This window comes from Halorubrum sp. PV6 (genome assembly GCF_003990725.2).
Classification (GTDB): domain Archaea; phylum Halobacteriota; class Halobacteria; order Halobacteriales; family Haloferacaceae; genus Halorubrum.
On sequence record NZ_CP030064.1, the window covers coordinates 194775 to 218372 of the forward strand.

Genomic DNA, 23598 nt, shown 5'->3' on the forward strand with positions numbered 1-23598 from the left:
GAATATCCAAAATAGGATAAGAATTTTTTCGACGATCGAAAACAGTTTTGTCCAACACGACTCGGCTACATGAACGAGCCGAGCCCGGTCTGTTCTTGGCCCGTCTTGACCTCCTCCCACGACATCCCCAGCGCCTCTATCACGCGCTCGATCGGCCCTTTCAACGTCTTGTCCAGCATCTTCTCCCAGTCGACCTCGAACTCCTCGGGGACCTGGTCGGCGTACTCGAAACAGATCACGTCCGGATCGCGTTTGAACTCCCCGTACAGGTGGTCTCGCTGTGGGTCGAATCCCTCCTCTTTTTCCATCCGCTGCCAAAAGTCGGGGTGGACCTTCTTCAGATAGAGCCGCTTCGGCTTCGACCCGCTGCCGAAGTTGGTCCCGAGCATCCGGTTCGCGTACTTTGCGCCTCGCACCTGCGCGGTCGGGGTGTCGTAGGCGTCGAGCTTCTTGCCGATCCCGCCCGGAATCCCGATCTCGTCGAGGTCCATCTCGCCGTCGAGAACCCGCGCGATGACGTCGACGAGGTACGATTTCACCTCCTCTAAGTCCGCGTCGATATCGTCGCCCGTCACGATCGTCTCGATGACGTTCTGCTGGACCTCCTTCGTGATCTGTGCGATGTCCGAGCGCTTGTATTCGAAGCCGGTGATGTCGATGTCGTCGACGTCTTTCCCCTCCTTCCAGATGATGTGGCCGGCGTATCGCTTCTTTTTGCCCGCCTGGAAGAACCGCCGGTAGAGTTTCTCGAACTCGATCTGGAACCGGTGGAACTCGGCGTTCAACTCGTCGCGGGCGAAGTCGTCGTAGCGCTCGTTGATGTGGTCTTCTATCTCGAAGGAGGTCTCGATCGCCTCCTCCTTCGACATGTCTGACAACGAAAGCATGACGCTGTCCGTGTCACCGTACGCAACCTCGTAGTCGAGCTCGTTTGCGGCCTCCTCGGTGAAGTCGATGACCTCGCGACCGGTCGCCGTGACGGCCGCCGCGCCCTCTTTGTCGTAGAGTCGGAACCGGTCCCACCCCGTCACGCCGTACAACGACTGCCCGACGAACTGGAACTTCCCGTTCCGCCCCGCGAGGAGCGTGTGGTTGTCTTCGACAGTCACGCAGTAGACGCCGTCTTCGGCCTCGCTCCGGGACCCGCTCCGGTGCATCCGAAGCGTGTTTTTCCCGCCTTCCGTGACGTAAACTCGCCAGCTCCCGCTGTCTCGGTTGTAGCTCGCGGTGATCCCGAGGTGAGCACAGAGGCGGAGCACGTCGTCCCGTAACCGCTCGTTCGACGTCGTGTACCGCCATGAGCCGGTCTGTCGATCACCGTCGCCGTCGATCAGCGTCTCCAGGAACGCGCGTTTCTGCGCCCTCGTCGCCTCGAAGACGCGGTCCGGGATCCGCTTGGCGAAGCTCCCATCGCCGCAGCGGTCTCGGAGGAAGTCTCCGAGCAACTCCGAGGTGAACTGATAGCTCTGGTCGTCGACGTAGTAGTCGAGCCCCATCCGATCGAGGAGATCCCCGATCGTCTCGTGGTCGGAGTCGCCGCCGTCCGCCACAGCGTCCTGTGCGATCGTCACCGTCGTCGCCGAGCCCCGACGGTTGTCGCCAAACTCCTTCTCTTCGGACGTGTACACGTTCCCCTCCGTAACGTACCACGCGAGCAGTTCGAGGAACTCGTCCCCGTCGAACGTTCTCGGGATCCACTTCCGACCTGACTCGCGGTGGACGAAACTCGTCTCGCACACCGACTCGACGTACTCGCGGTGTTCCTCGAACTCCGAGGCGGTGAACACGTAGCCGGTCTGTCCGACATCCGCCTTCGGAACGCGCCGCGGCGTCCAGCCGAGTTCGGCGGTGAACGTATGGCCGTGGACGCTCGGTCGAACCCACACCTCGTACTCGCCGTCGATGGCCTCGGTCAGATCGACTTCGTCGACCCGTTCGCCGTCGGGGCCGTCCCAGTCGTGAGGCAGTTCGTAGTTGGTCGCGCGGTCGAGATTGCCGGCCTCGACGAAGCTGTATCCGTCTTCCGTCACCCCGTTCGTCTCGTTTTTCCGGACCACCATCCGGTGGTTCGGCGTCACGCGGAAGTCGATTTTCGAGGTCTCCATGTCGACGAGTTCTCCCCGGTAGTCGGGGTACGCGTGGGTCTCCTCGACGGTCTTGACTGTCATCTCTTCCGTGTCGGGATCGAGCGAGTAGACGGCGTCACCGACCTCCAAATCCGTGATCGGTCGCACGCCGTCGGGGGTCACGACCTCGGTGTCCGGCGTGAAGCAGTTCATAATAACCTTCACAGCACCCTGCTGTCGGTCGAACTGCTCGTAGGGCTCGGTGCCGGGGTCGTGGTCGTTCCGGAGCGACTTCTTCTCTTCGCGCTCGGTGAGGAGCTCGTCGACCATCTCGCGCATGATCCCGTCCGGCTCCTTCCGGAAGTGGGTCCCGTTGGGCGCGACGTACGTCTCGCCGTCGTACGCCGCGGGGTCGACCTTCGTCTCCGGGCCGGCGTTTATCGTCACCATGCACATCGGGTAGAGGCTCTTCAGGTCCTGGACCGTCACCATCTCCTTGACGCCCGTGATCGGGTCGAAGACGGCGCCGCCCTCGAAATCTTCCGACTCCTGTTGGCCCTTCGTCGGGAGCGCGAACTTCCCGAACGCCTTGTGAAGGACGTACATGTCGACGGTGTCGCCGGGCGTCGGCGCGTCCTCGATCTTACAGCCGACGAAGGTGCGCACCTCGTCCCAGAAGGCGATCACGTCCTGTTTCCGGTCTATCTCGACGCACAGCTCCACGTCGCGGATGCTGTACTCCAGTAAGCGCTCTGGGTCCTGCTCCCAGAGGTCGCCGATGTCGCCCGTGTAGCGCTCCTTGCCGACCCCGAGTTCGCGCTCGCCGACCGCGTCGAGTCGGTACGACTCCAACTCGGTGAACATCGTGCGCTTGTAGGCGTAGAGGAGGTCGAAGACGACTCGGCCTTTAATATCCGGGCCGCCCCAGCCGGACCGCCACACCTCGCCGATCCGGGAGAGGCGGTCGATGTCGAGGTCGTACTCGCAGGTCTCATCCAGCAGTTCCAATCGGTCGAGAACGTACGGCGCGTCGAAATCCTCGAAGTTCCACCCGGTCATGAGATCCGGGTCGGTGTCTTGGAGGTAGTCGACGAACGCGTCGAGCATCGCGGCTTCCTCCTCGAACGTCCGGACCTCGAAGTTGAGCCTCTCGTTTTCGTCGCCTACGATTCCCTTATACTCTGGCAGATCCTCCGGCGCCGGGACCTCGGCTTCCGGGGCGTCGTACAGCCAGACGACGTACTCGTCGTCGTAGGAGTCGTGGCTGGTGAGACAGATGATCGGCTCCTCGCCGTCCTCGGGGAACCCGCGTCGGTCGTCGACCTCGATGTCGAAGGTGTTCACCCGCATGTCGGCCTCGACCGCGGCGGGTTCGAGGTGCCCCTCGTGGACCTGTATCGTCCCGTCCTCGTCGTCGAGCCGCCGCTCTTCGACGCGGAGGCCGCCGTTGAGTCCGTTGTCGATTAAAAAGCGGTTCGGGAAGAGAATATCTGCCTCGAAACTGGTCTCGAAGTCGTCGCGGATGCTCCCGACGTCTCGGGGCGTGCGCGTGACGATCCGCGTGAGCGGTTCGCCGCGGATGCTCTCGTACGGTTCGCCCGCGACGTTCTCCTCTCGCGTGCCGATCACCACGTCGTACGCTTCGGTCGGATCGCGGTCGAGGTCGGCCGTCGGCACGTAAAAGTAGGGCTCGACGCCGATCACGCGGACGTGCTCGACGGCGTCGTCGCCGCCCTCGACCGGCCGGCGGCCGAACACGTGAACGACCGGGTACTCGTCGCTGCCGTACCCCTCCACGGCGTAGTCGATCTGAGTGATCATCAACTCGACGGTCCCCGTCGACTCCGGGAACTTCGCCTCGTCGACGTCGACCACGTCGCTGACGTGTCCGCGTCCGCCGCCGGCGACGGCGGCCGCCTCCTGTGCGGCCAGGTCCTTCCGTTCGGCCTCTGCGCTGTCCGCTGTGCCGTCGCCCGCCGATCCGGCCGACGAGAAGTCAGACAGCCCCGACTGAGTCATACCCCTCGTTCGGCGTACCGAGCAAAAAAACTCGGCTTTCGGGTGCGGCGAGGACTCCCGCCACAGAAAGGGCTTTAATGTGTGAAATCATACCACACGCTATGTCATCGGATCCACGTTCCGACGCTGAGGTGGCTCGCCCGACCGGCAGCGACGCGGTCGACGCCGAGGTGGAGGCGTACGAGGACGACGGGAACGTGGTGATCTTCGACGCGGCGAACCCCCTCGCCTGGGTCGAGGCGAGTCAAACGGTCCGCCTCGCCGACGCGACGTAACGACGGAACCCCTTTTGCCCGTCCCCGCGTACAGTAACCCGTGTTTAGCCTCGACGAGGACAACGAGGGCGAGATATCCGTCGGCGAGAGCTCCGACGCCGAACGGAAGATGACGCCCGATATCCCGAAGGCACCCTCGGTGAAGACGTTCGACGACGGCGGCGACTTCGAGGGCGCAAGCGACGTCGATTCGAAGACCCTCCGCGCGTTCGTCGTCGCCGTCATCTACGCCAACGCTGCCGTCCTCTTCGTTTCGCTTGGCCCCATGCTGTGGTTCTTTCAGGGGCGGTCGCGGATCGGTCCGGCGCTGTTTCTCGTCGGCCTTCTCGCCGGCGTTCGCACTTATCAGACGTATCGCTCGTGGAAGCGTTCGCGGGACGAGAAGGAGGAAGAAGACGGAAAACAGGAAGACGGAAGGCAGGAGTCGGCCGACGCCGATGCAGACAGCGACCCGACCGCTCCCGACGACTCCGATACGGACGCCACCCCCCCGGAAGCGTCATGACCGCCCACCCGCTTTTGCCAATCCATGCAAACGGTTCGTGACGCGACCGGCCGGACGTACCTCCTCGTGAAACGGTCCAGCGAGTCGAGCCGCGTCCGAGACCCGGCCACCGGCGAGGAGCGGTACGTCGACAACGAGGACCTCCGCGTCGTCGACGGCGAGTCCCCGCTCGCGACCGCCGCCTCGGGCGTGCCGGCCTCGGTTCGGCAGACGGTCGGCGCGGTCCGCGACGACCGATCGCTCGGCCTCCTCGCGGTGGTCGTCGACGAGGGACCGATCGCCGCTGTCGACCTCCTCGACGCGACCGACATGTGCGAGTCGGACCTTCACGGGACGCTCACGGAGTTCCGTGCGGCCGGCCTGATAGACCAGGCCACAGTCGCCGGACAACGCGGCTACGAGGCGACCCCGGTCGCCGTCGAAGCGCTGGGGCTGCTGCGGGCCGGTACGGACGACCCCGCGTGAGCTATTTATAAATACTCGCGGCAGGCGAGCGGTAGGTTCAGTCGTCGGCGAGCGACGCCACGTCCAGTTCGGCGGCGTCTTCGCGGTGTACCGTCGACCGGTTCGAGCGCGGGTCCTTCTCGACGGTCACCAGCTCGTCTGCGGCGCCGACCAGCTCGTCGTCGTGGCTGACGATCAGGATCTGTCGCACGCCGAAGCCGCGCATCTCCTCGACGAGACGCACGAGCCGGGAGACGTGACCGGAGTCGAGGAAGACGGTTGGCTCGTCGAGGATGAGCGGCGGCGTCGGCGCGGCGCCCTCGATCCCCTCCGAGAGCAGCCGGTAGATCGCACAGCGCAGCGAGAGGTTAAACAGGGCGCGCTCGCCGCCCGAGAGCTGTTCGGGGTCGAGCGCTTCGCCGTCCTTCTGATACACCGTGAGGACGTACTCGCCGTCGAGTTCGATGTGCGAGTAGGCGTCGTTGCCGTACACCAACTCGAACGTCTCGTTGAGGGTGCGCTCCAACTCGGCGACGTTGCGCTGTCGGAGTTCGGCCCGGAGGTCGCCGTACATCGCCTCCAGTTCGCTCGTCTCCTCGTGGAGGCTCTCGAGCGCGGCCACCCGCTCGGCGAGCGACTCGTGTTCGGCCCGGAGATTCTCCAACTCCTGAATCTCGCCGTTGACCCCGCCGATCGCGTTTTCCAGCTCGGTCCGCCGCTCTGCGAGCCGTTCGAGTTCGTCGGCGACCTTCTCAAGGTACTCTTCGGCCCGCTGCTTTTTGTCTCGTGCGTCTGTGACGGCCTCCTCGTCGACCGCCGCCGCCAGTTCGTCGCGCCGGTCGCGCTTGTCGGCGAGCCGACTCCGCCGCTCGTCGTTCACCTCCTCGATGCTCGCCCGCTTCTCGCGCCGCCGCTCGATTTCGTCTTCCGCGTCGGCTATCGCCTCGATCCGCTCGTCGACCGCGTCCACCGCCTCGCGGGTGTCGTCGATCGTCGCGAGCGCCGCCTCGTGCTCGCTCACCCGCGCTTCGGCCTCCTCGGCCTCTTCGCGCTTCTGTGCGGCGACCTCGCGGGCGTCGTCGGCCTCCTCGCGGAGGGTCGCCGCGCGTTCGCGCTTCTCCGTCGCCGCCTCTCTCGTTTCGGCCGCTTCCGTCCGCTTCGTTTCGACTCGCTCGTCGAGCGTGTCCACCTGCTCGTCGATCGCGTCTAACCGATCCGCCGCGTCCGCGAGGTCGTCCAACTCGGCGATCCGATCGTCGAGGTCGCTCTCGCGTTCGCGGGCGCCTTCGAGTTCGCTCTCCAACTCGGCGACCCGCTCGCGGTCCTCGTCGATCTGGCTCGCGTGCGGCGAGTCTTCGACCGGCTGACCGCACTCGGGGCACTTTCCGGCCGCGAGCAGCTCCTCCGCCTCGGCGACTCGCTGACGGGCATTTTTCAGCTCCGTCGTCATCTCCGTGACCCGCGTGCGAACCTCGCCGCGGCGCTGTTGGAGCCGGTCGCGCTCCTCCGCGACCTCGTCGCGACCGACGTCTGCGTCCGCGTCGGCGAACCGCTCGCGGAGGCGTTCGGCCTCCTCGCGGAGGTCCTCGATCGACGCCTCGCGCTCGTCGGCCTCGGCCGTCGTCGCCTCGGCTTGCTCGTCGAGGTCGTCGGCCTCGGCCTCCAGCGTGTCGGCGCGCTCGGCGCGCTCCTCTGCCTTCTCCGCGAGGTTCGTCGCCTGATTGCGGAACGCCTCGGCGCTCACCCGCTCGTCGTCGAGCTCCTCGCGGATCTCGTTCTCTCGCTCGTCGAGGTCGGCACGGCGAGCCGCGACGGCCTCCTCGCTCGCCGCGTCGACCCCGGCCTCGTCGAGTCGGTCGTCGATCGCGTCCTCGATCGATTCGATCCGCTCGCGGGCCTCGCCGATCGCGTCGCGGTGCTCGTCGCGCTCGCGTTCGGCCGTCCGGATCGCCGCTTCGATCTCGTCGACCTCCGCTTCGACCGCCTCCAGCTTCTCGCGTTTCTCCGCGTGGGTCGACAGCGTCTCGACGGCGGCTTCGCGGGTCTCCGTCGCCTGCTCGCGCTGCGCCTCGTAGCGTTCGATCTCGGCCGTGACCTCCGAGAGATCGCTTTCTAACCCGTTTAACCGCTCGTGGAGTCCCTTCTCCTCTTTCGCTGCGATCTGATCGTCGAGCTGATCGAGGCGCCCGCGGCGGTTCTCCAGTACGTCTTCGACGCCGAGTCGCGCGTCGCCGGCGCGCTCGCGGTACGTCTCCAGTTTCCCGAGCTGGAGCAGGTCGTCGATCGTGTCCTGTCGCTCGCGGGGAGTCGCGTTGATCAGCTTGTTCACCTCGCCTTGCCTGACGTACGCACAGTTGACGAACGCCTCCGCGTCCATCCGAAGGAGTTCGGTGACGAACTCCCGCACCGCCCGCGCGCCGTCGCGGGTCACGTCGCTCCCGCCCGTCGCCTCGAGCGTACACTGGTGGTCGATCCGGCCGTCGTACCGTTTGAGTCGCCGCTCGACGTGGTAGGAGGCGCCGTCGTGGGTGAACCACAGGTCGACTTCCGTCTCCTCCTCGCCGTTCGTGATCACGTCGCCGAGGGTGCCGTCGAGCGCTTTTGCGCCGTAGAGGGCGAAAAAGCAGGCCTCAAGAAGCGAGGACTTGCCGCTGCCGTTGAGCCCGTGGATGACGGTGACGCCCTCGGTCAGCCGGAGGTCGGCGTCGCCGTACGGCTTGAAGTTCGCGAGGCGGACGCGGTCGAAGTTCACAGGTAGTCCTCCATCGATACCTGCCCGTCGGTGTCGCCGGCGTCGGGATCGGCCGTCTCACCTCCCTCGGTGTCGGGATCGGTCACCTCGGTTTCGTTAGCGTCGGGATCGGCCGTCTCGCCTTCCTCGGTGTCGGGATCGGTCACCTCGGTTTCGTCGCCAGACTCTTCTGCGGCCCGGTCGAACGAGTCGAGGTCCTCGACCCGCTCTTCGACCCGTCGTTTCACCGTCTCCCGGACGTTCGTGTCGCTGACCGTGTCGGCGCGGACCGCCTCCTCGATGTCGAGCGCGGCCTCGGACAGCCCCATCTCCTCAACCCGCTCCCGGACGGCGTCTTCCGGGTCCGCGAAGCTCACGTCGATTTCGGTGTCCGTCTCGACCTCGCGGCGGTCGTTCACACGAGCGATCAGGGCGCCTTCGTCCGTCGCGAACTCCTCGATGGCCGCCGGGGTGACCGGGTCACCCGCGCCCGTCACGTCCACGAGGACCACCGCGTCGTCGAGGTCGTGCTGGCGAACCGCCTCGCGCACCTGACCCGCTCCCTCCCCCTCGTGGAGAGTGGCCTCCACGAAGACGAACGGGCGGGTGTCGAGCGCGCGCCGGCGGATCTCCACGCGGTCGTCGCCGCCGGCGGCGTCGGCGTCGAACGTGGCGATGTTGTACCCGCGCCCCTCGCGTTCGCTCGCGCTCGCGCGCTCGGTCGACCCCGGATACGTGACCCACGTGCCGGCGACCTCGGCGACGTCGGGCGTGTGGTTGTCGCCGAGCAACATCGCGTCGAACTCGACCGTGCTCTCCGTCAGCACCGTCTCCGTGTCCCAGTCGGCGTAGCCGAACGGCTCGAAGAGACCGTGGGCGACGAGGGCGGCGTAGTCGGCGTCGTGGCTCGCGAACGCGTAGTCGAGGTCGTCGCGCCGGGAGACCGGGACGTGGTCGAGCCCGTAGAAGGCGGTGTCGCCGACGACGGTCGGTTCGTCGCCGAGTCGCGTCGCGAGCCCGAGGCGCTCGAACAGATCGAGCCACTGGCCGCCGCGCGTCGCCTCGTGGTTTCCGACCACGGCGAGAAAGGGAATCTCGGCGTCGTCGAGCCGCCGCAGCACCGAGATCGTCCCCATCAGGTCGGCGAGTTCGGGGCGGCGATCGTGGAAGAGGTCGCCCGCGTGGACGACGGCGTCGACCTCGTCGTCGATCGCGTCGTCGATCACGGCTGCGAAGGCGTCGAGGAAATCTTGCCGGCGGACCGGCGAGTGATACTGCGCGTACCCCACGTGGGTGTCGCCGGTGTGAATCACCCGTGTCATCTGCCCCGGTCTTGGCCGGTATCGGGTTTAGTGGTTCCGGGGGCGGAGTGAAAGTGGTCTCGGGCGCGGTCCGCTGTCGAGGTTCTCAGCGTCCCGTTCGCCGCTCGTCGCCGTCGCCGACCTCACGGCTCCCGGCCGCAGCCTCTCGGAAGCGCCGAAACGCCGCCCGCGCCTCTCGGCCCCGGTCGGCGGCCGCCTCGTTGCCAGCGCGCTCGGCGGCCGCAATCGCCTCGTCCAGCCGAGCGCGGCCGCCGGCGTCGACGAACGCCGCGGCGCGTCGCAGGTCGGAGCGCGCGGCGTCGGCCTCGTCGATCACGCCGACGGACGGGTGCGTCGCGGTGTCTGTGCGGGTCGCCAGCGCGGAGAGCGCTCGCTTGACGGCGGCGGTCGAGACCATACGCCGGCTGTGGCGCTATCGGTGAAAAGCGGGGGCTCCGAGACGCGACCGGACCGCCTCGCTCACACGGAGAGCGTGTACAGTCGCTTCCGAGCGTCGGCGAAAGAGAACCGGGCGTCGACCGCGTTCTCCTCTTCCAGCCGCGAGAGCGCGTACCTGACCGTTCGGGGCGGAAGCAGGGTCTCCTCGGCGAGCTCGCTCTGTGTCAGCGTGTCGTTGTAGTCGAGAACTTTCGCGACGAGCTTCGCGCTCGGCGGCAGGTCTCGAACGTCGCTCCAGCGGTCTGCGGGGTCGTCGTCCGCGGTGGCGGCGTCGGTGGCGCTCATCCTTACCCGCTGCTATGCAATGCCGTTAAATAATATTTACTATCCTGTTTTATTACTCTAGAGCATTTATGCCACCTATCGGCTCCGGTCTTTCTCCCCCACCCGAAACCTCTTACGCGCGAGACGCTTTATTACGGACAATGACTGACACCGTCGACGACGTCGAACTCCCCTACGACGAGGGGTCGGCGTCGAGACAGGAGAAGATCGAGTTACTCCAAGAGCGGCTCGACGTGCTCGAGTCGCAGAACGAAGAGATGCGCGACAAGCTTCTCGACGCGAACGCCGAGAACAACAAGTACCAGCAGAAGCTCGAACGGCTCACCCACGAGAACAAGAAGCTGAAACAGTCCCCGCTGTTCGTGGCGACGGTCCAGGAGATCACGCCCGACGGCGCCGTGATCAAACAGCACGGGAACAATCAGGAGGCGCTCACCGAGATCACCGCCGAGATGCGCGAGAGCCTCAACCCGGACGACCGCGTCGCGGTGAACAACTCGCTGTCCGTCGTCAAGAAATTAGAGAAGGAGACGGACGTTCGCGCTCGCGTGATGCAGGTCGAGCACTCGCCCGACGTCACCTACGCCGACATCGGCGGGCTCGAAGAGCAGATGCAGGAGGTCCGCGAGACCGTCGAGATGCCCCTCGAACACCCCGACATGTTCGCGGATGTCGGCATCACGCCCCCGAGCGGCGTGCTGCTGTACGGTCCGCCGGGCACCGGGAAGACGATGCTGGCGAAGGCGGTCGCCAACGAGACGGACGCGACGTTCATCAAGATGGCCGGCTCCGAACTCGTCCACAAGTTCATCGGCGAGGGCGCGAAGCTGGTCCGCGACCTCTTCGAGGTCGCCCGCGAGAACCAGCCGGCCGTCCTCTTCATCGACGAGATCGACGCGATCGCCTCGAAGCGGACCGACTCGAAGACCTCCGGCGACGCCGAGGTCCAGCGCACGATGATGCAGCTGCTCTCCGAGATGGACGGCTTCGACGAGCGCGGCGATGTCCGAATCATCGCGGCCACCAACCGCTTCGATATGCTCGACCCCGCCATCTTACGGCCGGGGCGCTTCGACCGCCTCATCGAGGTCCCGAAGCCGGGCACCGAGGGCCGCGAGATCATCTTCCAGATCCACACGCGGAAGATGAACCTCGCGAGCGACATCGACTTCACCGAACTCGCAGAGATGACGCCGGAGGCGTCGGGCGCCGACGTGAAAGCCATCTGTACCGAGGCCGGGATGTTCGCGATCCGCGACGACCGCACCGAGGTCACCCTCAACGACTTCCTCGGGGCACACGAGAAACTCCAGCAGGACGACGAGACCGGCGCGGACGACTCGCTGGCGTTCGCCTGAGGCGACGCCCCTCTCGGTTCGTTTCCACGCGCTCCCGACTTCGACTCTTATACGGCTCGCAGCACGAGGTACGGCGCGACGAAGAGCAGCGCAAATATCAGTCCAGTCGCGATCGCATATCCGACGCCGACGCCGACGAGCGCGAGCCACCCGTCGTCGGCGACGAGCGTCCGGATCGAGGAATCTGTGCGCATACTAGAGGCTTCGCCGCCGCCGACTTAACTCTCGGTGTCCCTGTCGATTCGGATCTCCTCGACCGTCGCCTCACACGTCGCCTGCCATCGCACGGAACAGGTCGTCGGCGAGCGCGTCGCGGTCCACGGTCTCCGGCTCCTCGTCGCTCGTCGGATCGATCGTCGGGGCGATCGCACCACCACCCATCCGCGAGTGACCGCCGCCGTCGCCGTTCTCGCGCTCGGACACGACGGTATCGATCGCGTTGCCCATGTGGACGCGGTCGTCTCGCGACCGCCCGGAGAGATGGACCGTCCCGTCGCGTTCGCCGATGACGATGACGGCGGTCACTCCCTCGAGTTGGATCAGTTCGTCGGCCGCCTGCGGGATCGCATCGATGTTGTTCACGCCCCCGACGTCGGCGACCGCGAACGACCCCTCGACCCGGCGTCCCGCGATCGCCCGCGCTTTCACCTCCAGCACTTCCGCGTCGACCGCCGGATTCGCGATCCGGTCGAGTCGGTCCTGGTCGACCCCCGGATACACGTACGCCGCCGCCGCGAAGTCCGGTTCGCTCGCGCCGACCGTGAGGTGTTTCGTGTCGGTGAGAATCCCGTACAGCAGCCCGGTCGCCGTGTCGGTGGGGAGCGTGAGGTCGCTGTCCGTCTCGCTTTCGTGTTTGTCCGGCGGCACCGGCGTCGCGTCGTTCTCTTTGAAGTACTCGGCGATGACCGACGCGGTCGCGCCGTAGTCGGTCCGCACGTCGGTGAACGACTCGCCGGCCCCGTCGCCGGGGTGGTGGTCGACGACCGCAAACGGGAGGACGCCGTCGGCCCCGGCGAACCCTCGCGGCTCGTTATGGTCGACGAGGACGACGGACTCGGCGGCCAGGTCGCTCACGTGGGCGATCGGGTCCAAATCTAAGTCGAGCACCGTCCTGAACGCGCGATTCTCTTGATGTCGGATCTGTCCGGGATACTGCACCGTCGCGTCGACGCCGAGCTGCTCCGCGAGCGAGGCGACGCCGAGCGCCGCGGACATCGCGTCCGGGTCCGGGTTCGGGTGCATCAACACCGCGATCTCGTCGCGCTCGGCGAGCAGCCGACGAAACCGCACGCCGGCCGTCCGGCGAGCGCGCAACAGTGCGTACGCGCCGCCGATGATCACCACGACCGCCACAACGGCGGCAACTGCGACGATCTCCGGGTTCTCGCGGGCGACCGCCTCCGCCTGCGAGAGCCCGTCGCCGACCGTGCTCAGAGACCACATACGTGCCGGTCGACTCGCTCCCTGTACATCAAGGTTCGTTACCGTTTCGAGCCGCGTATAACACCGACTTGCCGCCGGGCGCAGTTCGTGTGCGCGCGGCCGACTGCGGAGATCACCCCCGGAGACCGATCACCGACCCGTCGCCCGGAACGCCCGTACCGCGTCGCGATACCCCTGCCGGAAGGTTGGGTACGCGAACTCGTAGCCGTGTGCGACGATCCCCTCGTTCGAGCAGCGCTTGCTGGTGCGGATCCGACGCTCGGCCGCCTCGGAGAGGTCGCCGTCAGCGATCCGCGCTTCCTTCGACCGCTTTTCGGGGCGTTCCACCCCGCACGCGTCGGCCAGCCAGTCGGCGAACGCGTGTTTGTCGACCGGCTCGCTGTCGACGACCAAGACGGCCTCGCCGCGTGCGCGGTCGGCTTCGAGGAGGTGTCGAACCGCTCCGGCGGCGTCGTCGCGGTGGACCATGTTGAGGTACCCGGCCGTCACGGGGCCGTCGAGGTAGCGCTCGAGCCGATACCGGTCCGGGCCGTACAGTCCGGCGAACCGGGCGACGGTCCCGTCGATCCCGACCGCTGCGGTCGCCCCGAGCGCCACTCGCTCCGCTTCCGCGAGCACGCGGGTCTTCTCGGTCGTCGGTTCGATCGGGGTCGCCTCGTCCACCCACGCGCCGCCGTGATCGCCGTAGACGCCAGTCGACGAGGTGTAGACGAGCCGGTTCGGCGGTTCGGCCCGCGAGCCGTACGCATCGACCACGTTCTCGAGCCCCTCGACGTACACGTCGCGGGCGGCCTCGGCGCCGCGGCCGCCGGAACTGGCCGCGAACACGATCGCGTCCGCGTCCGGGAGCGCGTCGAGCGACGCCCGGTCGGTCGCGTCCGCGCGGACGGCGTCGACTTGGCCCTCGCCTCCCGCTTCGGCGACCGTTGCACCGACCGATCTGATCGCGGCTAACCCGGCGTCGGACCGTCTGACCCCCGTCACTGTGTGGCCGCGCTCTGCGAGCTGTCGGGCGAGTTCGAGGCCGACGTAGCCGCAGCCGACGACGACAACTCTCATGGTTTCCGCTGCTCGATGACCGCCGCGATCGCTGCCAACTGACCCAGCGTCATCGCGGCGCGTCCTTCGAGGGTCTGTTGGACCTCCTGTCCCGTGAGGTCCGCGTCGATCGCGGCGGCGATCGTGTCCACGTCCAGCACCGCCGTCGCCATTCCCATCAGCAGGTGGTCGCGGAGTTCGGCGACGACCGCGTCGGCGTCGCGATCGGTCGGTACGGTCGCGATCGCGGCCGCGTCTTCGAGTCGGAGCGCTGCCACGTCGCCGGCGGCCGCGGCTCCGACCGCCGCGCTCTCGACGCCGGCCTCTTCGACGATCTGATCGGGTCCGGCCTCCGCTATCGCCCCGCTCACCAGTCGCTCGAACGACGCCAACAGCGCCTCGGGGTTCACGTCGTCCGCGTCTTCTGCGGCCTCGATGACGATTTCGTGAAACATACAACACGTCGGTCGTCGCGTTTCAAAACGACTGCGGTCGGGTCACGAGCCCGCACACGCCCGCCCCTCGTCCGACGCCCCGAGCGGACCGGGACACGGCCACCCCGAAGAGCGCTCGTCGCGAACCCCGTCGATGTCGCCGACGCCGGGCGGACCGGCCGGGACCGCCATCGTTATGACCGTCTGCGTCTCGAACGCGACCGGCTCCGTCTCGCCGAGCCGCACCGCCTCTCCGCCGACGTCGACGGTCACGTCGCCCGCCTCCCGAACGTACGTGAATCGCTCGCCGGGCGGCCCCACGTCGGCGCGCAGCTCGAACCGGGGATACTCCCCGCGGACCTGCACGCGCCACGCGTTGACCGTCGTCACCCAGTATCCCGGCACGGGCGCGACCGGCAACCCGGCACCGACGGCTTTGACGGGCTTGAGCGACCACTTCTCGCCGAACTCCTCGACCGCCTTCTCGCTCGCCTTCTCCGTGGCCGTCGCGCCGGCCTTCGCCATCTCGCCTTCGAGCCGCTTTTTCATCCGGTGGCTGAGAACCGTCCGCGCACCACTCACCGTCTCGTCGACGAACCGGGTCGGGATCCGAACAGCGTCTCTCCCGGCGGCGTCCCGAGCCGTGACTCGCAGGTCAGCGGCGAGTGCGGCCTCCGACGCTCGCGACAGCGACCCGACTCTCGCGGCCTCGACAGCGACGCGCTCCGGATAGGACCCGTTCCCGACGGCGACGGCGCGTTCACCCGTCAACTCGTAGCGTTCGGCGGCTCGATCGAGCGCTCTCCGCCGCTCGTCGCCTGACAGATCGGTCCGAACGCGGAGCGTCGTGTCGAGGTCGTCGTCCACCTTCTCCAGTTTTCCAGTCAACTGCCGGGCGAGCGTGTCCCGGTCCGCCCGCAAGTCGGCGTCGTCGCCGGCGGTCAGGGCCTCGTTTGCCAAGAGCAGCGCCCGACCGGCGGTCCTGACCCGGACGGTGTCTCCGGCACCGAGAATCCGGTCGACGATTCCGCTCGACACGTCGCCGTACGGGACGGTGACGTAGTTCACGTTCCGCACCGCGAGCGGTCGGGTCGTCGTTCCGTTCACGGCGTCGACGGTCTCGCCGTCTACACTCGTTCGCGGGAGGTATCCGGGCGAACCGCTCGGGGCGAACGTCACCGCTCCGCCGGGGCCGTCACTGCCGACCGCGTACGTTCCGGGGTCGCGGGCCGCCTCGCGGCTCGCTATCACCTCGCCGACGCTGGGGCCGCCGAACGCCTCGTTGACCCGTTCGAGGAACCCGTCAGTCGCGCGTTCGCGGTCGTCAGCGGCGGCCACTAACTCGCGTATCACGGCGTCGAGGTACGCCGCTCTCGCGGCAGTTCCGGCCCGGTCGACCGCCCCGTCGTACACCCTCGGTGCGTCGACGAGTTCTGCACGTCGCTCGCGAAGCGTCTCGGCGAGCGCGGCGTACGGCTCCGCTCTGCCGACCGCGGCGTCCGCCATCGACGCCTCCGTCTCGATGTCTCGCACGTCGCTCGCGAGCGTGGCCACGGCGGCGGCGACGTCGTCCCGATCGGTTGCCGAGTGGGACCCGAACACGGTCGTCGCCCGCGTCACTGCTCCATCCTCGACCGCGTCTTCGGCTATCCGATCGACTCCGTGCTCGGTATCGACGCCGAGGTCCGACCGTGCCGCCGACGGTACGTCGCGAAGGTCCGGACCGTCGTCGGCGTCGCCCGCGCCGAACGTCGCGGTGGCCCGTTCGGGCGCTTCCCCGCTCGGCGCGTACGCTCCCGAGACCGACACTCGCACGCGGTATCTGTCGGTGACGCTGTCGCGGGTGGTCGCTCGATGTACCGTCCTCCCGACGACCGTTCCGTTCGGACCTCGCTCGATCTCCACCCGGCGCCACTCCGCGACCGCGACGCGCTCGACGGTCGCCTCGCGGGTCGCGAGCCCGAACGACACGCGCTCGCCGGACTCGACCACGCCTGCGGGCGTCCCCGTCGGGACACCGGATCCCGAAATCACCGGTGACCGCTCCGTGCGCGTCAGGTCGACGCGGCTCCACCCCCCGTCCGAGCCACGTGTCGGGGGAGTGGGTGGCGTCGGGGCTCCGCCGTCGACCGTCTGCGTCGTCGCTGTCTCGACGCTCGCTTCCACTCGGTACGCCTCCCGTATGAGCGTCTCTAACTCGTCGAACACGCGGGTCGCCCCCTCGTCGGCCGCGTGACCGATCGAGACGCTCGCTTCGGTGTCCATCTCCGTTCCCGTCTCGAACGCGGCGTCCTCGCTCGGTTCGGCGTCCGTGTCGCTGTGTCGAGTCTTCCCCTCCGATCCGGGTGTCGGCGCATCGAGCACGGCTTGCGTCCACGACCCTTCGTCGACCCCGGTCGGTTTGAGGAGGTCGGTCACGCCGGTCCGCGCCGTCGCACGCGCGACTCCGCCGCGCGCGTCGGGGTCGCTCGTGCCGAACACGTCGCGCTGGGTTCGGACGATCCCAGCGTTCGCCGACAGCTCCACGTGGCGGTTCGCGACGACGTTCTCGACCGGTGCGCCAGCGTACTGACCGTATCCGCGCGCCCACGCCATCGGGTAGAGACTCGCCGTGAGTTGGCGGCCCAATCCCGGCCCTTCAACCGGGCCGCGGTCGAGTCGCTCTTCGAACGCTTCGGTCCGCTCGTGTGCGGCGAGCGTCGGCACCGCAACCACCACGGTCCGGTCCTCCGTCTTATTGACGAGCGTGCGCCCCTCGCGCGTCGCGGTCGTTCGCACGTCGTCGAACATCACCCGCGTCGCCGTCCCGTTCGCGACGGTCTCCACCTTCACTCGGTCGCGGGCCGCGAATAGATCGTCTGGGTCGTCAACGACCGGTAGCGACGCCCTCGCAGTCACACCGCCGATTTCGGCATCGACGGCCGCGAGCGCGTCCGCGCCGGCGATCGCGAGTCGGATCCGAAACGCGTCTTCAAACGCCGACCCGTTCCGCACCGCACGCGTCGCCTCCGCGCCCCCAGATCCAGCGTTCGCTCCGGCCGGCGCCCGTGTCACCGGTTCAGCGGCCGCCTCGTGTGCCGCCTGCCGCGCGGCCGCCCTGAGAGCGGCGGTCGAATCCGTGTCGACGCGCTCGACGGCGCGTTCCACGCTCCTGTCCTCGCTTATCAGTCCCTGATCCGCGATCCCGGCGGCGTACGTCGAACTCGTCACCAACAGAAGCACTCCGATCAGCGCGAACGGAACTCGTGCGCGCTCGTCGACAGTGAACGACTTCCTCCGCGGCGCAGGCGGTTTCGGCTTCTCCTCTCCGGTGATGTTTCGCACACTCACCACCTCCTGACGACGATCTCGACCCGTTTCTCCCCGTCACTCGCGTTCGGTAACGGATGCGTGACCACCGCGGCGGAGACGGCGGCACCGCTCGGCGGTTCGCTGCCGACGGTGACCGGTTCCGAACGGTTGGACCCGGCCGCGGCCTCGTTGTTCTCCTGGTTCTGGCCGCGTGGTTCCCGATAGATGCGCCACGGGACTCCCGTCCCGTCCGCCACTTCGGTCTCGTTCCCGAATCGCTCAGGGCCCAGCCCGGGCGCCTCGACGACACCGCGCTCTGACGACCCTTTCGACGTCTCTGCGGGTTCCGTCGCAGGCTCCTCCCGTGTCTCTGCTGCCACCTTCGCGTCGATCCGCACTCGCCGCCCGACTCCGTGCCGAACCGCTCGCTTGGCCGCTGACTCGAAGGCCTTCGTCGACGCGGCCGCCTCGTCGCTTCTTCGATCACTGGCCGCCAGCAGGGCAAGCAGTTCGGCGCGGGTCGCGTGGACCGTCTGGGTCCCGTTCGGCCCGCCGGCTGACGCGTACGTCACCGTCACCGTCTCCGTCGCGATCAGATCGGCCGTCTCGGCGGCCTCTGGTGTCGACGCGGGCGATCCATCGGCCACCGCACCGAGCGCGACGACGCTCGCGGAGACACAGAGGAGCATGACCGTTACGTCGAGGACGGTGCTCGTCACCGGTCCACCACCGCCCGTAGCGTTCCGCGAACGTTCCGGCCCGGCCCGACCGCGACCGTTACCGGGCGCTCGGCGACGGCGACTCCGTCGCTCCGCCGCCCGGTCGCCACCGTCGGCGCCTCGTCGCCGGACTGCACTCGCCAGGTCTCCCCGTCGGCTTCGAGCGTGATCGTCGTCGCGAACCGAAACTTGTCGATGTCGGCCATCCGATGCGGGTCGACGACGCCGCCCGCCGTCACCGCCGGCTCGACCCGATCCAGCGTCTCCTCGGCCGTCGGGCGCGCCCGCTCCGGTGTCGCGTCCTCGAGGGCGCCGACGTACAGTCCGAGCGCCGCGCTTACCGCGAGAACGGCGACGAGCGCGGCGGTCGGTTCGACGGCGGCGCGGCTCTCGCTCTCACGCCCGAACAGGCGCGAACTATCCGACGAGCGTGACATGGACCCCTCCGTAGTGAACCCGTCTCACCGTTATCCGATCCGGCGCCGGGCGCCACTCGTGGTCGGCCGATCTGGCCCGTTCAGCAGCGGCGGCGAGGTCTCTGGGCGTGTTGAACACCGCATCCGGCGGAACTCCTTCGAGCACTCGACGGAGGTCGCTGCGTTCGGACGTTCCGTGTCGCGCTTCCAACACCGGTGTTATCCGCGGTGCGTGCAGCGCCGACCGCGTGGTTCCGCCCGCTCCGCCGAGCGTAACTGAGCCGTCGGTGAGCCGAATACGGTTCGCTGCGAGTCCGTGTTCGGCCGTCGCCGGGTGAGCGCCGTCGGCGACCGAATCGATCGTGTGTGCGACGCCGCTCGCGTCCGGCGGCGGGGAAGCCGGCAGCGTGGCGGCAACACCCGCGGTCGCGACGCTTACCAGCGCTACCCCGAGCCAAGCGTACGTGGCGTCGAAATGGGTCTCGAACACGGAGCGCCTGGCCGCCTTCTCGTATTTAAATCACCGCGTCGGCGTACCACCGCCCTTTCACAGCAGCATCCCGGCTCCGAGGAAGGCGATGAGGTACGTCGTTGCCGCGGTCGGGAGCGCGATCCCGACTCGGTAGGCGACGAGCGTCCGGTCGAACCCCCGCTCCAGTCCGGTTGCGAGCGCGGTGAGGAGCGCAGCGAGTATCAACACGTACGCGCCGACGATCCGTCCGAGGACCGGCACCGCAAGCGAGCGACCGCCGGCGCTTGTGCCCGCCCTACTCGGTTCGGAGCCGACCGCGGGTGGCGTCCCGCCGCCGAGGGCATCTACGCCAGCCGTCGCTCCCGCGCTCAGCCCGCCGGCGTCGACGGCGTCGATGCCGGTCGCGAGCGCCACGGTCGCCCCGCCGACGAGCGGCGCGAACACCGCGGCAGTGTTCGTCAGGGTCCCAGTTACGGTCGCCAACTGTCGCCGCGCGTCGGTCTCGAGTTCGCGGAGCGATTCGAGTTGGTCGGCGAGTTCGAGGAGGACGTCGCCCGCCGGTCGTCCCTCCCGCGCGGCGACGGAGAGCAGCGCGACGGCCCCGCGAACTCGTGGCGATGGCACCGGGACGGCCGGCCCGCCGCGGCCGAGGAACGCTTCGCGGACGCCGACCCGGAGCGTGTCGCTCCGCGTTCCTGCAGACTGGAAGAGTTCTCCCGTCGGGCCGTCGAGCCGCTCGCCGGCGTTTGCTATCGCGGTCTCGACGGCGACGCCTTCGGCCACGTCGCCACCGATGACCGTCATGGCGTCCGGAAGCGTCCGCTCGACGACCCTGACGTTCGACAGCACCGACCTCCTGTGCCGGACACCGACGAACAGTGCGGCACCCGTCCCGACGCCGACCCCCGCGACCGGCGCGGCCCACCCGACGACGAATTTCGCTGCAACGACCGCTGCGAGGACACCGGTCGCGACTCCGACGACCGCGGCGTGACCGCTCCGCTCCGGTACGTCCGGGTGGCCGTCGTCGATACGTGGCGGGGCGAACGCCACGGGACGGCGCGAGAGCAGCCACGCCGACGCCGCGAGCAGTCCAGCCGGGAGTACGCCTAAGTAGAGCGTCGCGACCACGCCGGGGCCGATCGGGACGCCGGTCGCAGCGGCCGCCGGAAGGAGGGCGATGAGCGCGAGCGGGAGCAACACCCCGAAGGCGTACAGCGCCGAAACCGGTCCCCGAACCTCTCCGACGAACTCGGCGAGCCGATCGGTCGTGCCGGCAATCGTCGCGTCGAGCGCCCGGTCGAGGCATCGACCTCTGCGCTCCGGCGGCGCCGAGGCCGCGGTCCTCACGAGCGCCGCTGCCCGGTCGATAGCCGGGAACCACGGCTGCCACTCGCGAGCAAACGCCCGAAGCCCGCTCGTCGGCGTGTCGGCGTTCGCTCGCTCACGCCGAGCGAGGTCCTCGGCGAGCGGTCCCTCACCGGTCCGCGCGGCGAACTGCACAGCGCGCTCTGTCGAGGGATCCAACCGCATCCGCAACACGAGTCGGCCGACGAGACCGGGCGTGGCCCCGAGCGCTCTGGTCCGTCTGAGCGCGGCCACCCATATCGGCGCTCGGTGAACGGCGTGCGTCGCCCCGAGGCCGCCTGCGAGCCCGGACACCCCTCCGGAAACGGGTCCGAAGACGAAGGCGACGACGACGGCGCAGAAGAGCCCCACGCCCACTCCGACCCGATACCCACCGTCTATCACCTGCGCGCTCGTCACGTCCCATCCGAGGAAGCCGATCGCTCGACGGAGCTCCGCCGAGCCCGTTTCGCCGCCGGCGTCTGTTCGTCGCTCACGCTCACCTCTCTCGGCAGGCGTTCCCGTCATCGGTCACCACCGCCAGAGCCGTCGCCCCGATGTCGACCCGCCCAGTCGACGTAGCGTTCCGGTTCGATGCGCCCAGTTCGTGCCGCCTTCGCGATGCGATCGCTGCGCTGACCGATACACGCTCTGACGGTCGCGTACGTTTCCTCGGTTTCGGCGAGCGACTCCACGAGCCGACTCTCGCCGCGGTCGATCCGGCCGGTCGGGGCCAGTCCCGCGTCCGTCCGCTCGAACAGCGGTTCGAACGATAGGTCGCCGTCGTGGTCCACGACCTCGGCGATCACCTCAATGCGGTGGTCGTCGAGAACGACCACCAAGTCGGTCGCGGCAAACGACGACGCGGAGACCCCGAGGTCGGTGACGACCCGCTCACGGACAGCCTCGGGACTCTCGCCGTGGATCGTCCCGAGCACCGACTCGCCGGCCGCGCCGACGCGCATCGCTTCGTACAACGCGGCTGCCTCCTCGCCGCGTACCTCACCGACGACGATCGCTCCGCCGCCGAGCCGGAGCGCGGTTCGGACCGCCTCGCTCGGAGACGGCTCGGCCCCGTCTCCGACCCGAAGCCGCTGCGTGTCTCTCCCGGCCGCAGTCACCGCGTCAGCCGGGAGTTCGGGGGTGTCTTCGATCAGGATCGACCGCGCCTCGGGCGGCAGCTCCCAGAGGAGCGCCCCGAGCGCGGTCGTCTTTCCCGCGCCACGCCCGCCGGCGACGAGCCCGGTCACGCCCCGTTCGACCGCCACAGAGAGGAGGCCTGCGGCCGCCGGCGTGATCGTTTCGACGTCGACGAGCCGCGCTAACGTCCACGCGTCCGGGTCGCCGCGACGGAAGGTGAAGGACAGCCCGTCGCTGGCGGGGTCCGTCGTCGCGGCGACCCGGACCCGCCCGGAATCGGTCTCGATCGTCGCATCGAGCGTCGGACTCGCTCGGGAGAACCCGCGGCCGCTCGTTCGCCGGAGCCGAGACGCCAACGTCGCGGCGCCCTCGGGCGGCAGCCTGACGTTGGTTCGACACCGCTCCCCGTCGGCGACCACCCGGAGCGGGTTCTCCGCGACGGGCGCGGAGACGATCGCGTCGCTCACGCGCTCGTCGGCGAACACGTGCTCGAATACCCCGTATCCGCGAGTGTGTCGCCTGAGCACGTCGACGAGCATCGAAACCGGGTCGTCGGTCGTCGCGACCGCTCGGACCGCCCGTCCCGGTGCCCTGTCGCCGCCAGCCGGGTCGTTGAGGAGGCGGTCCTTCGCGGCGGCCAGCCGTTCGATGGCCGCGTCGTCGAGCCGCGCCGACGGCGGCGTGAGGTGGTACGTTCGGAGCGTCTCAGTCCCGTCGTAGAGCCGCACGGTGGCCCCCGTTTCGAGATCCCACCGATCGACGAGCGTCGCGTTCGGCGGCGGTGCTGTCGCGACGCGCGTTGCCGCCATCGCCGGCCCGGTGTGTGCACGGAGCAACGCTTCGACGCCGTCTGCGTCCGCGACAACCGCTTCGAGTCCGGTCTCCGCTGCGATCCGCTTCGGCGGCCCCTCGCGACCGCTGGCCTCTCGTGCGGCCGCGAGGGGCTCCCGAGCGACCCGCTCCGCCAGCCGCGTCTCGTGGAACGCGACCCGCTCCCGGAACCGTCCTGCGGCGAGCAGACAGGCCGCCGCACGGCCCGTGTACGACCGCTCGCGGCCGGCGTGGTGCGTCCGGATCACGTCGGCGTCCCGCTCTGTTAACGCCTCCACGACCGTCGCGAGACACTCCGGACTCGCGGCCAAGTCGCCGTGGCCGGGGCAGCCGTCGGCGTCGACCGTCAGGACGACTCGGTCGCCCACGCCCGTTCCCACCGGCTCGTCGAACGACAGTTCGCACCGACAGTCGCCCGTCTCGCCGTCGACCCACGGGAGCGAGGAGAGCGGCGTCCCGCCGCCGTCGAGCCCTGACAGCGATGAGAGATCGAAGCTCATGGCGGGCGTGGCTGCGGTATCGCTGATAAACCCTCACCCGATTCGCGTGACCCGGACCGTCGGCTCGCCGTCGTCGACGAGGCGGAGTTCGAGCCGGCTCTCTCCCCGCGTTCGGAGCGCGATCGGTCCGTCGACGACCTCAACGGTCGCGACGGCCGACTCGGGTGCGATCGACAGGGTTCGGCGCCTTCCACCGTCGATTCGGTAGCGGAGCGCGGCGCCGGCGTCGGCGTCCGACCGCGCCGGCTCGACGAGCGCGAGCCGGTCGATCTGCGGGGCCGCGATGCCGGCCGGCGCGCGGACGGTAACCGTCGTTCGCGCCGCGAGCGAGGGGTCCGAGACGCTCGTCGATCCGGAGACGAGCCCGCCAACGGCGCGCTCGATGCGGTCCGTCTCGGTATCGAGCCGCGCTGTGGCCGTGGCGGTCTGCGCGTCCTCTAAGGCCGGCATCGCCGTCGCGAGGAGCGCGACGGCGACGAGGACGGTGAGGACGACGCGGATCACGGCTCCCCTCCCTTCGCGGC

The 23598-nt window shown here is 68.6% G+C and carries 20 protein-coding genes; 4 read left to right on the forward strand and 16 right to left on the reverse strand.

Features of this window, described 5'->3' with window-relative positions; translation table 11 throughout:
- Positions 1–65 precede the first annotated feature (65 nt).
- Positions 66–4085: a DNA polymerase domain-containing protein gene (locus tag DOS48_RS14665; RefSeq protein ID WP_127116469.1), complete on the reverse strand. Its 4020-nt coding sequence runs from the start codon at positions 4083–4085 to the stop codon at positions 66–68.
- A 101-nt stretch (positions 4086–4186) separates the two neighbouring features.
- Between DOS48_RS14665 and DOS48_RS14670 the strand changes: the two genes are divergently transcribed.
- The 3 genes from DOS48_RS14670 to DOS48_RS14680 are packed head-to-tail and all read left to right on the forward strand — an operon-like array spanning position 4187 to position 5330.
- Positions 4187–4360, forward strand: a complete 174-nt coding sequence (locus tag DOS48_RS14670; protein ID WP_168654234.1) for a hypothetical protein — start codon at positions 4187–4189, stop codon at positions 4358–4360.
- A gap of 40 nt (positions 4361–4400) precedes the next feature.
- Entirely contained in the window at positions 4401–4865 is a 465-nt protein-coding gene (locus tag DOS48_RS14675; RefSeq protein ID WP_127116470.1) for a hypothetical protein, read from the forward strand.
- A 24-nt stretch (positions 4866–4889) separates the two neighbouring features.
- Positions 4890–5330: a hypothetical protein gene (locus DOS48_RS14680; RefSeq protein WP_127116471.1), complete on the forward strand. Its 441-nt coding sequence runs from the start codon at positions 4890–4892 to the stop codon at positions 5328–5330.
- 37 nt (positions 5331–5367) lie between these two features.
- Here DOS48_RS14680 and rad50 read toward each other — a convergent pair whose 3' ends face one another.
- The 4 genes from rad50 to DOS48_RS14700 all read right to left on the reverse strand — a co-directional run bounded on the left by rad50 (position 5368) and on the right by DOS48_RS14700 (position 10085).
- On the reverse strand, positions 5368–8061 hold the full coding sequence (gene rad50, locus DOS48_RS14685) for a DNA double-strand break repair ATPase Rad50 (protein ID WP_127116472.1): 2694 nt from the start codon (positions 8059–8061) through the stop codon (positions 5368–5370).
- Positions 8058–9362, reverse strand: a complete 1305-nt coding sequence (gene mre11, locus DOS48_RS14690; protein ID WP_127116473.1) for a DNA double-strand break repair protein Mre11 — start codon at positions 9360–9362, stop codon at positions 8058–8060. The genes rad50 and mre11 overlap by 4 nt, the downstream gene beginning before the upstream one ends.
- A gap of 85 nt (positions 9363–9447) precedes the next feature.
- Entirely contained in the window at positions 9448–9759 is a 312-nt protein-coding gene (locus tag DOS48_RS14695) for a hypothetical protein (protein ID WP_127116474.1), read from the reverse strand.
- A 62-nt stretch (positions 9760–9821) separates the two neighbouring features.
- Complete coding sequence (locus DOS48_RS14700; RefSeq protein ID WP_127116475.1) at positions 9822–10085, reverse strand: helix-turn-helix domain-containing protein; 264 nt, start codon at positions 10083–10085, stop codon at positions 9822–9824.
- A 140-nt stretch (positions 10086–10225) separates the two neighbouring features.
- Between DOS48_RS14700 and DOS48_RS14705 the strand changes: the two genes are divergently transcribed.
- Positions 10226–11443, forward strand: a complete 1218-nt coding sequence (locus DOS48_RS14705) for a proteasome-activating nucleotidase (protein WP_127116476.1) — start codon at positions 10226–10228, stop codon at positions 11441–11443.
- A 47-nt stretch (positions 11444–11490) separates the two neighbouring features.
- On the opposite strand, the gene DOS48_RS14710 is transcribed toward DOS48_RS14705, so the two are convergent.
- The 11 genes from DOS48_RS14710 to DOS48_RS14760 all read right to left on the reverse strand — a co-directional run bounded on the left by DOS48_RS14710 (position 11491) and on the right by DOS48_RS14760 (position 23578).
- Positions 11491–11637: a hypothetical protein gene (locus tag DOS48_RS14710; RefSeq protein WP_168654235.1), complete on the reverse strand. Its 147-nt coding sequence runs from the start codon at positions 11635–11637 to the stop codon at positions 11491–11493.
- 70 nt (positions 11638–11707) lie between these two features.
- Positions 11708–12886, reverse strand: a complete 1179-nt coding sequence (locus DOS48_RS14715) for a bifunctional oligoribonuclease/PAP phosphatase NrnA (RefSeq protein WP_127116477.1) — start codon at positions 12884–12886, stop codon at positions 11708–11710.
- A gap of 129 nt (positions 12887–13015) precedes the next feature.
- Positions 13016–13945, reverse strand: a complete 930-nt coding sequence (locus DOS48_RS14720; RefSeq protein WP_127116478.1) for an NAD-dependent epimerase/dehydratase family protein — start codon at positions 13943–13945, stop codon at positions 13016–13018.
- Complete coding sequence (locus tag DOS48_RS14725) at positions 13942–14379, reverse strand: DUF5791 family protein (RefSeq protein WP_127116479.1); 438 nt, start codon at positions 14377–14379, stop codon at positions 13942–13944. The genes DOS48_RS14720 and DOS48_RS14725 overlap by 4 nt, the downstream gene beginning before the upstream one ends.
- Positions 14380–14421: 42 nt before the next feature.
- Positions 14422–17691, reverse strand: coding sequence for a hypothetical protein (locus tag DOS48_RS14730; RefSeq protein WP_210755390.1), 3270 nt, complete (start codon positions 17689–17691; stop codon positions 14422–14424).
- Complete coding sequence (locus DOS48_RS14735; protein WP_127116481.1) at positions 17685–18368, reverse strand: hypothetical protein; 684 nt, start codon at positions 18366–18368, stop codon at positions 17685–17687. Before DOS48_RS14735 ends, DOS48_RS14730 begins: the two co-directional genes overlap by 7 nt.
- Entirely contained in the window at positions 18365–18805 is a 441-nt protein-coding gene (locus tag DOS48_RS14740; protein WP_127116482.1) for a hypothetical protein, read from the reverse strand. The genes DOS48_RS14735 and DOS48_RS14740 overlap by 4 nt, the downstream gene beginning before the upstream one ends.
- Complete coding sequence (locus DOS48_RS14745) at positions 18786–19274, reverse strand: hypothetical protein (RefSeq protein ID WP_127116483.1); 489 nt, start codon at positions 19272–19274, stop codon at positions 18786–18788. Before DOS48_RS14745 ends, DOS48_RS14740 begins: the two co-directional genes overlap by 20 nt.
- 57 nt (positions 19275–19331) lie before the next feature.
- Positions 19332–21131 carry a type II secretion system protein gene (locus DOS48_RS14750; RefSeq protein ID WP_127116484.1) on the reverse strand — a complete coding sequence of 600 codons (1800 nt, stop codon included), beginning with the start codon at positions 21129–21131 and terminating at the stop codon, positions 19332–19334.
- Positions 21128–23074 carry an ATPase, T2SS/T4P/T4SS family gene (locus DOS48_RS14755; protein WP_127116485.1) on the reverse strand — a complete coding sequence of 649 codons (1947 nt, stop codon included), beginning with the start codon at positions 23072–23074 and terminating at the stop codon, positions 21128–21130. Before DOS48_RS14755 ends, DOS48_RS14750 begins: the two co-directional genes overlap by 4 nt.
- A gap of 33 nt (positions 23075–23107) precedes the next feature.
- Entirely contained in the window at positions 23108–23578 is a 471-nt protein-coding gene (locus DOS48_RS14760) for a hypothetical protein (RefSeq protein WP_127116486.1), read from the reverse strand.
- Positions 23579–23598 lie beyond the last annotated feature (20 nt).